The sequence below is a fragment of the Streptomyces sp. MK37H genome (assembly GCF_018035285.1).
Taxonomy (GTDB): domain Bacteria; phylum Actinomycetota; class Actinomycetes; order Streptomycetales; family Streptomycetaceae; genus Streptomyces; species Streptomyces endocoffeicus.
In genome coordinates this window covers 1-7,536 of sequence record NZ_JAAAYH010000428.1, presented here as the reverse complement: position 1 = coordinate 7,536, position 7,536 = coordinate 1, and the positions used below count along the sequence as shown (strand labels likewise).

Sequence of the window (7,536 nt, the reverse complement as noted above, 5' to 3'; positions counted from 1 at the left end):
CCGGATGGTGCACAGCGGCTGTCCGTCGTCCTCCGGCCCGCCCACGATGCGCGTCCCCCGGGGCGCCGTGAACCGCACGGACCAGGCGCTCTGATCCCAGTACGACAGGTCCAGGTCTCCGTTCCCCCGCGCCCGTACGCCGACCCGGACGGGCACCGTCTCGCCGACCCGGCCCCGGGCGGGCCGCGCGACCGCGTCCAAGTCCACGTGCCGGTCGAGCCCCACCGTGGCCTCGCTGAGGGATTCCCTGAACCGACCGCGGTCCGCCGACGCGTCCGTCAGCCCGAGCGGCCGGCCCTTGCCCGGCGTGGTGGGGTACGGCTCCTCGTCACGCTCGTCGGGGTCGTACGCGGGGTCGTCAGGGCTGCCGAGGGCGTAGACGGTGATGGAGAGGTTGCTGTACAACCGCCGCTTCGACGCGGTGACTCCGAGGGGCCCGTCCGTGGCCGACGACTGACCCGGCTTCAGCGACCGCCCGAAGACACATCGCAGTTCGGGATCGAGGTCGGGACCCTCCTTACGGCAGTTGCGGTACCTCGGAGTGATCCTCTGGTCCCCGCCGGCGCCGACCGCGATGCCGAAGCCGTTGCGCGCGGGGATCCCGCCCTCGTTCCGCACGGCCACCCGGAGCGGCAGCGGAGCGCCGGGCCGCAGGTGCTTCAGGCTGCCCCGCCCGCCCACGGTGAGCTTCGGCACCCCGACGATCACCGCGGTACTCCCCGCGGCCGCCGAACCGTCCTGGGACGCGCGTACGGTGACCCGGGCGTGGTCGCCGCGCGTGCTCCCCTCCGCCGGGCGCAGCCGGAAGGGACGTACGGTGCTCGGCTGCCCGCTGTTCCAGACGCGGTACGAACAGGTCACCCGGGCGCCCTCGCGGCGGCAGGAATCACTCAGCCGGCGGACCGTGGCGACTCCGGCCAGCCGTGAGGTGTCGATGACCACCGTGACCCGCCCCGCCCGCTTCGGCACGACGGAGAACGCCAGGTCCATCGACCGTTCGTCGTTGCCCGGCTCCGGAACATAGGTGTCGGCGGGCAGATCCTCGACGCGCACCTGCCCCGGGCGGTCGTCCGCCCGCGCGGACGGCACAGCCACCATGACCGCGGTGGCCCCCGCCACCGCCAGAACGAGCGCGGCGAGCGCGACAGCTCTCGCCACGCCCTTCGCCACGCCTGCCGCGAAGGAGACGGCCCCCGTATCCACCACTGCTTCACACTCCACCGTGATCAGGAATCCGGGGAAAGACGTTCACCGTGAGCACGTGGTTCCAGCATCGGATGGGCCCGTTCCGCTACCGCTTCGGTCCTGACCGAAGCGGTAGGCGCTCGCGGACCGGTTCGGCGCGCGGCGGGTGTTCAGACGCCCGAGAAGGCAGGCCACTCGGGCAAGTGAGCCCGAGTGGCCCCGACGCCGTCGATGGTCAGGCGTCCTTGAACTCCTGGCGCTGGCGGCCCAGCCCGTCGATCTCGAGCTCGACGACATCGCCGGCGCGCAGATACGGCTTGGGCTCGGGGCGGCCCATGGCCACGCCCGCCGGGGTGCCGGTGTTGATGACATCGCCGGGGTAGAGGGTCATGAACTGGCTGAGGTAGCGGACCACCTGGGCCACGCCGAAGATCTGGTCCGCCGTGCTGCCGTTCTGCTGGAGCTCGCCGTTGACCCAGAGGCGCAGGCCCAGGGCCTGCGGGTCGGGGACCTCGTCGGCGGTGACCAGCCAGGGGCCCAGGGGGTTGAACGTCTCGCAGTTCTTGCCCTTGTCCCACTGGCCGCCGCGCTCGATCTGGAAGGCGCGCTCGGAGACGTCGTGGGCCACCGCGTAGCCCGCGACCGCGGCGAGGGCGGCCTCGTCGGAGTCGAGGTAGCGGGCGGTGCGGCCGATGACGATGGCGAGTTCGACCTCCCAGTCGGTCTTCACGCTGCCGCGCGGGACGAGGACCGTGTCCTCGGGGCCGACGACCGTGTCCGGGGCCTTCATGAAGATGATCGGCTCTTCGGGAATGCTCGCGCCGGTCTCGGTGGCGTGGTCGTGGTAGTTCAGCCCGATGCACACGATCTTGCCGATACGCCCGAGCGGCGGGCCGATCCGCACCCCGCCGTCCTCGATCGCGGGCAGCGCGTCGTCCCCCTCGGCGGCCGCCGCCGCGCGCACCCGCGCGAGGGCGGCCTCATCGGCGAGGAGGGCGCCGTCGATGTCCGGGACCAGGGCGGACAGATCGCGCAGGGTGCCGTTCTGATCGAGCAGCGCGGGGCGTTCCGCGCCCGCCGGTCCGACTCGCAGCAGTTTCATCCCAAGACTCCCGAGGTCACAGGCCGGTGCGAGGCGCCTACCGGCCGATTGATCCTCCCTTCAGGGGCGTCCAGCCCGCAAGACCTCGTTCACGGACTGGGACATCGGTCTCAAGGGTGACCGCGGCGGATGCCGCCGTCAGCGGTGCAGCAGGGCCCGCTCCACCGCCGTCCAGGTCGTGCTGGTCGCCAGGTAGAGCGCCGCCGCCAGCGGGACCACGGCGGCGGTGACGAGGGTGCCGAACGACAGCAGCGGCAGCGCCCGGGCCACCCCGGGCGCCCCGGGGACGGTCACCTTACGGTTGCGGAGATATGTCCAGGTGGCCACGGCCGCGATCAGCGCGAAGAGCCCCAGGTAGACCAGGCCCGGCCCGCCACTGAGCACCCCGCCCCAGTGGGCGCCGAGCGGGGCCCCGGCGAGCGTGTGGTCGAGGAGGTCTCCGGCGCCGCTGCCGGTGGAGAACACGTGGTACATGACGAAGAAGACCGGAAGCTGGGCGAGCGTCGGCAGACACCCCGCCAGCGGTGACGCGCCCTCCTTCGTCTGGAGCTCCGCCATGGCGCGCCGCATCCGCTCCGGGTCGTCCCGGTGCTTGCGGCCCAGCTCCGTGATCTTCGGCGCGAGCGCGGCCCGCGCCTTCTCGCCGCGCACCGCGGCCCGGGCGAGGGGATGCAGCGCGGCGCGGACGCACAGCGTGAACAGAACAATGGCGGCCGCCGCCGCGGACGCGCCGAAGAGCGGATCGAGGCCGTCCGCCATCGTGGTCAACAGGGAGCCGAGGGAAGAGAAAAGGGACATGGGAGCCCTCCGCGGGTCTCGTCGTGCCGGAGTGAGATGGACATCGGCGTGACGAGCCGCGTGGCGCGGCAATACGGATCCTGGAGCTTCCGGGGTTCCCCCCCGGACCCCGCTCCTCAATCGCCGGAGGGGCTGAAAGCAGTGCGCCTACGCGGCCGTCGGCGGGCGACGGCCCGGCGCTCGGGGCCTTGGGCGTCCGGCGGCATCGGGATCCCGCTGCGGCAGGAACGCCGTACGGCGCTCCCGGTCCCGTATCGCGGTGCGAATCCGCCCGGCGGGGACGGGTATTCGGCCGCGGGAGGCGAGGATCGCGCACATGGTCAGCGCGGCGGCGACGGCGGTCGTGGTCGCGACGGTGGCGGCGAGGGCGACGGCGCTGACCACCCCGCTCTGCGCCAGCAGAACCCCGGTCAGCAGGAACAGGCAGACGCCCAGATGCGTCCGCAGCGCTTCGAGTCGGCGCGACACCGTCACGTCCCCCTCTCCCGGCCGGTCTCCCCTCCTGGCTCCGCCAGTCTAAGCAGATCGGCGGAAGTCGGCTGCGGTTCGGGGACGCCCTGAAGGGGCGCGGGGCTGTATCGACATGCGGCTCCGCCGCGTGGCAGGGCTCCACTCCAGACCCGGGGTCTGGGGCGGAGCCCCAGTTGCGGGAAGGGGCGGGGAGGGAAACAGCCCGCCACAGGCGTCACGATCCGTCGGCCCCCCTAGTGGCCCCCGCTGGCATCCCGTGGGGCGGCGGTCCGCAGCCGGGCCCAGACCACCAGGCGGTAGCGGGAGGTGAATTCGGGGGTGCAGGTCGTCAGCGTGAGGTAGTAGCCCGGCTCGGTGTAGCGGTAGCGGGGGTGGGCGGAGCTGTAGGGCACCCGCGCGATCACCGTGCCGTCGGCGGGCGAGGTGCGCGGCAGGGTGCGCTCGATCACGTACGTAAAACGGGCGTCGGCGGTGTCGATGCGCACCGTGTCGCCCGGGCGCACCTCGTCCAGCTGCCGGAAGGGCTCGCCGTGGGTGTTGCGGTGGCCCGCGAGGGCGACGTTGCCCGCCTGGCCCGGCTGGGCGGTGCGCGGATAGTGGCCCACATAGCCCTTGTTGAGCACCGCCGCGCGGCTGATGCCCTCGGCGATGGGCACCGTAAGGCCGATACGCGGGATCCGGAGCACCGCGTACGCCTGGTCCCGGCGCGGCCCTTGGCCCCCGGCGCCGCTCCCGGTCGCCCGGTCACGGTCGCGGTCACGGTCGCGGCCGTCCCCCTGAGCGGAATCGGAGGATCGCGTCGCCCCCGGTGTCGGCGTCGCGGACTCCTCCGCCCCGTCCTGCCACCGCCGCTCCAGCACCGACACCGCGTGCCGTGCGCCCGCCCTCGCCTGCCGGTTGGTCCACCACAGCTGGTGGACGACGAAGAGCAGCACCACGACCCCGAGGGTGACGGCGAGCTCACCGGCCGTCCACAGCCCCCGGGCGAGCACGGCACGCCCTCCACGACGTCGCACGCGCGCACCATAGGCCAGGCCGCGCACACCTTCCAGAGCCGCGGCGCGGCAATCCGCCCGGCGCCACGAGCCAACCGCCCGCCACCCGCGAACTATCCGCCCAGCGCCCGCGAGACCGTATAGATCACCAGCCCGGCCAGGGCACCCACCACCGTGCCGTTGATCCGGATGAACTGCAGATCCCGGCCGATGTGCGCCTCGATCTTCCGCGAGGTGTGGTCCGCGTCCCAGCTCGCCACCGTCTCGGTGATCAGCGAGGTGATCTCGTCCCGATACGTCGTCACCACGTAGACGGCGGCGTCCTCCAGCCAGCCGTCGACCTTGCCCCGCAGCCGTCGGTCCGTCATCATCCGCCTGCCCAGCGACAGAATCGCCGCCCGCGCCCGCTGCCGCAGCTCGCTGCGCTCGTCCTCCGCCGCCGCGACGATCATCGCCCGCACCGAGGCCCAGGCCGAGGCGATGAGGTCCTGGACGTCGCCGCGCCCCAGCACCTCGCTCTTCACCCGCTCCACCCGCAGCCGGGTGTCGGTGTCGGACTGCAGGTCCCCGGCGAAGTCGGTGAGGAAGCGGTCCAGGGCGCCGCGCGCCGGATGGTCCGGCATATCGCGCATCTCGGTCACGAAGCGCAGCAGTTCCTTGTAGACGCGCTCACCGACCTTGCGGTCCACGAACCGCGGCGTCCAGCCGGGGGCGCCGCCGGTCACGGCCAGCATCACCGAGTCGTTGTGCTCCACCAGCCAGTCGTGGGCGCGCAGACACACCAGGTCCACGGCGCGGCGGTGGCCGCCGTCCGCGACCACCCGCTCCAGCAGCTTGCCCAGGCCCGGCGCGACCTCCTGGCTGTCGGCCCGGCGGGTGATCGCCTCGCCCACCACCGCCTGCACATCGGAGTCGCGCAGCACCGTGAGCGCGCCGCGCAGCGCGGTGGCCAGCTCGGCGGTCACCCGGTCGGCGTGCTCGGGCTCGGCGAGCCAGGTGCCGAGCCGGCTGCCGATGCCGACCGCGCGCAGCCGCATCCGTACGACGCCGCCGGAGAGGAAGTTCTCCCCGACGAACTCCCCGAGGCTGACCCCGAGCTGGTCCTTCTTGGTGGGGATGATCGCCGTATGGGGAATCGGCAGCCCCATGGGCCGCCGGAAGAGCGCGGTGACCGCGAACCAGTCGGCCAGGGCGCCCACCATGCCCGCCTCGGCGGCCGCGGCCACATAGCCGGGCCAGCCACCGATGCCGGAGGACCGCGCCCAGGTGGCGAGCACGTACACCAGTGCGACGCCGACCAGCAGCCCGGTGGCGAACGCCTTCATCCGGCGCACTCCGCGTCGCCGCTCCACGTCGAGGGGGCTGTCGGTGACGAAGGGCACAGCCGCGCCCCGAGACGGCGGGGCCGCCGTCTCACCGGTCGTTCTTCGCTCCATACGCTCCACCTGGTCGACCCGTCTCCCCATGCATTGTCTCTTTCCGGTCTCAGTGGCCCATGTGTGGAACGAACGGTGAGTTCCCGTCGTCTGTCTGGGGGAGCGACCCAGCACATTGGGGGCAGGCCGACGGGCGGAGCCGGGTCTCATCATGGGATCATGAGAGACCGACCGGACCGCATCGGCATTGCCGGATACCACCCGCCGTTCCCGTCCACTTCCGGAGCCTCGGGCTCCGTCTGCCCGAGGAGACAACCCGCCCATGAGCGTGCCCCCAATGCCCAGACGCACGGGGTATGCCGTGCTCGCTGCGCTGGCGGCTGTGGTGATCCTTCTCTCCACCGCGATATTCATCGGGCTCGGTGGTGACGACGGCGGTTCGGACCCCCGTGCGCAGGGGGCCCGCGGCTCGGCCGCCCCGGCCTCGGCCGGTGCCTGGGTGGGCACCTGGTCGACCTCGGCCGCGGCCGCCGAGCCGAGGACGCTGCGCGGTGGCCTCTCGGGCATGTCGATACGGAACGTGGTGCACACCAGCATCGGCGGCACCAGCACCCGGATCCAGCTCTCGAACTTCTACAGCAGCCGTCCGCTGACGATCACGCATGCCTCGGTGGCGCTGGCCGCCGCGCCCAGCAACCCCACCGCGGCCGCCGGCACCATGCGCCGTCTCAGCTTCAACAACCGCACCTGGGTGACGATCCCGCCCGGTAAGGCCGCCACCAGCGACCCGGTGCGGCTCGCCGTCCCGGACGCGGCCGATCTGCTGGTCACCACCTACACCCCGCAGGCGTCCGGCTCCGTGACCTACCATCCGCACGCCCGCCAGACGTCGTACATGGCGCGTGGCGACCGTACGGAGGACACGGCGGGCGCCGCCTACACCCAGCAGAGCCCGTACTGGCGCTATCTGACCGGCGTGGACGTGTGGTCCAAGCAGGCCGAGGGCGCGGTCGCGGTGCTGGGCGACTCGATCACCGATGGCATCACCTCCACCGCCGGGGCCAACCACCGGTGGACCGACTTCCTCTCCGAGCGGCTGCGCAGCGAGCCCGGGGCACCCCGCTTCGGCGTGCTCAACCAGGGCATCAGTGGCAACCGCGTGCTGAGCGACGGCACGCAGTTCCCGCCCAACAACCCCAGCGGGCTGTCCCGCTTCGACCGCGACGTACTGTCCCGTACGGGTGTCAAGGCCGTGATCATCGAGCTGGGCGTCAACGACATACTCCGCATCCCCCACCAGACCGACCCCAACCGGATCGTGGGGGGTCTGAAGCGGCTGACCGAGCAGGCCCACGCCCGGGGCCTGCGGGTCATCGGAGCCACCCTGACGCCCTTCTACGGGCACCGCGGCTACACCCCCCGGCTGGACGCCGTGCGCGAGCAGGTCAACGCGCAGATCCGCGCCGGGCGGGTCTTCGACGAGGTCGTGGACTTCGACAAGGCGCTGCGCGACCCGATCAGCCCGCTGCGGATGCGCCCGATGTTCGACTCGGGCGACCATCTGCACCCCAGCGACGACGGCTACCGGGCGATGGCGCGGGCGCTGAAC

Annotated in this window: 7 protein-coding genes; 1 reads left to right on the top strand and 6 read right to left on the bottom strand. The window is 72.6% G+C overall.

The genetic code is table 11. The features are described 5' to 3' along the window. From GWI24_RS36655 to GWI24_RS36630, 6 genes are all read right to left on the bottom strand, one after another. On the bottom strand, window positions 1–1,206 hold a 1,206-nt coding region (locus GWI24_RS36655), incomplete at its 3' end, for a hypothetical protein (protein ID WP_210950357.1). A gap of 214 nt (window positions 1,207–1,420) precedes the next feature. Continuing rightward, window positions 1,421–2,287, bottom strand: coding sequence for a fumarylacetoacetate hydrolase family protein (locus tag GWI24_RS36650; RefSeq protein ID WP_210950356.1), 867 nt, complete (start codon window positions 2,285–2,287; stop codon window positions 1,421–1,423). Window positions 2,288–2,425: 138 nt separating this feature from the next. Next, window positions 2,426–3,085 carry a membrane protein insertase YidC gene (locus tag GWI24_RS36645; RefSeq protein WP_210950355.1) on the bottom strand — a complete coding sequence of 220 codons (660 nt, stop codon included), beginning with the start codon at window positions 3,083–3,085 and terminating at the stop codon, window positions 2,426–2,428. 147 nt (window positions 3,086–3,232) lie between these two features. Then, a complete protein-coding gene (locus GWI24_RS36640; protein WP_210950359.1) occupies window positions 3,233–3,553 on the bottom strand; it encodes a DUF6412 domain-containing protein in 321 nt (106 codons plus the stop codon). A gap of 236 nt (window positions 3,554–3,789) precedes the next feature. Continuing rightward, window positions 3,790–4,572 carry a class E sortase gene (locus tag GWI24_RS36635; RefSeq protein ID WP_210950354.1) on the bottom strand — a complete coding sequence of 261 codons (783 nt, stop codon included), beginning with the start codon at window positions 4,570–4,572 and terminating at the stop codon, window positions 3,790–3,792. A 92-nt stretch (window positions 4,573–4,664) separates the two neighbouring features. Continuing rightward, window positions 4,665–5,987, bottom strand: a complete 1,323-nt coding sequence (locus GWI24_RS36630; RefSeq protein WP_374103383.1) for a DUF445 domain-containing protein — start codon at window positions 5,985–5,987, stop codon at window positions 4,665–4,667. A 262-nt stretch (window positions 5,988–6,249) separates the two neighbouring features. Here GWI24_RS36630 and GWI24_RS36625 point away from each other — a divergent pair. Beyond that, a partial coding sequence (locus GWI24_RS36625) for an SGNH/GDSL hydrolase family protein (protein ID WP_247617378.1) occupies window positions 6,250–7,536 on the top strand: 1,287 nt, incomplete at its 3' end.

Bases quoted from the DNA above. Each gene is read 5' to 3' on its own strand.
- GWI24_RS36650 (WP_210950356.1), bottom strand. From the start codon at position 2,287: ATGAAACTGCTGCGAGTCGGACCGGCGGGCGCGGAACGCCCCGCGCTG.
- GWI24_RS36645 (WP_210950355.1), bottom strand. From the start codon at position 3,085: ATGTCCCTTTTCTCTTCCCTCGGCTCCCTGTTGACCACGATGGCGGAC.
- GWI24_RS36630 (WP_374103383.1), bottom strand. From the start codon at position 5,987: ATGGAGCGAAGAACGACCGGTGAGACGGCGGCCCCGCCGTCTCGGGGC.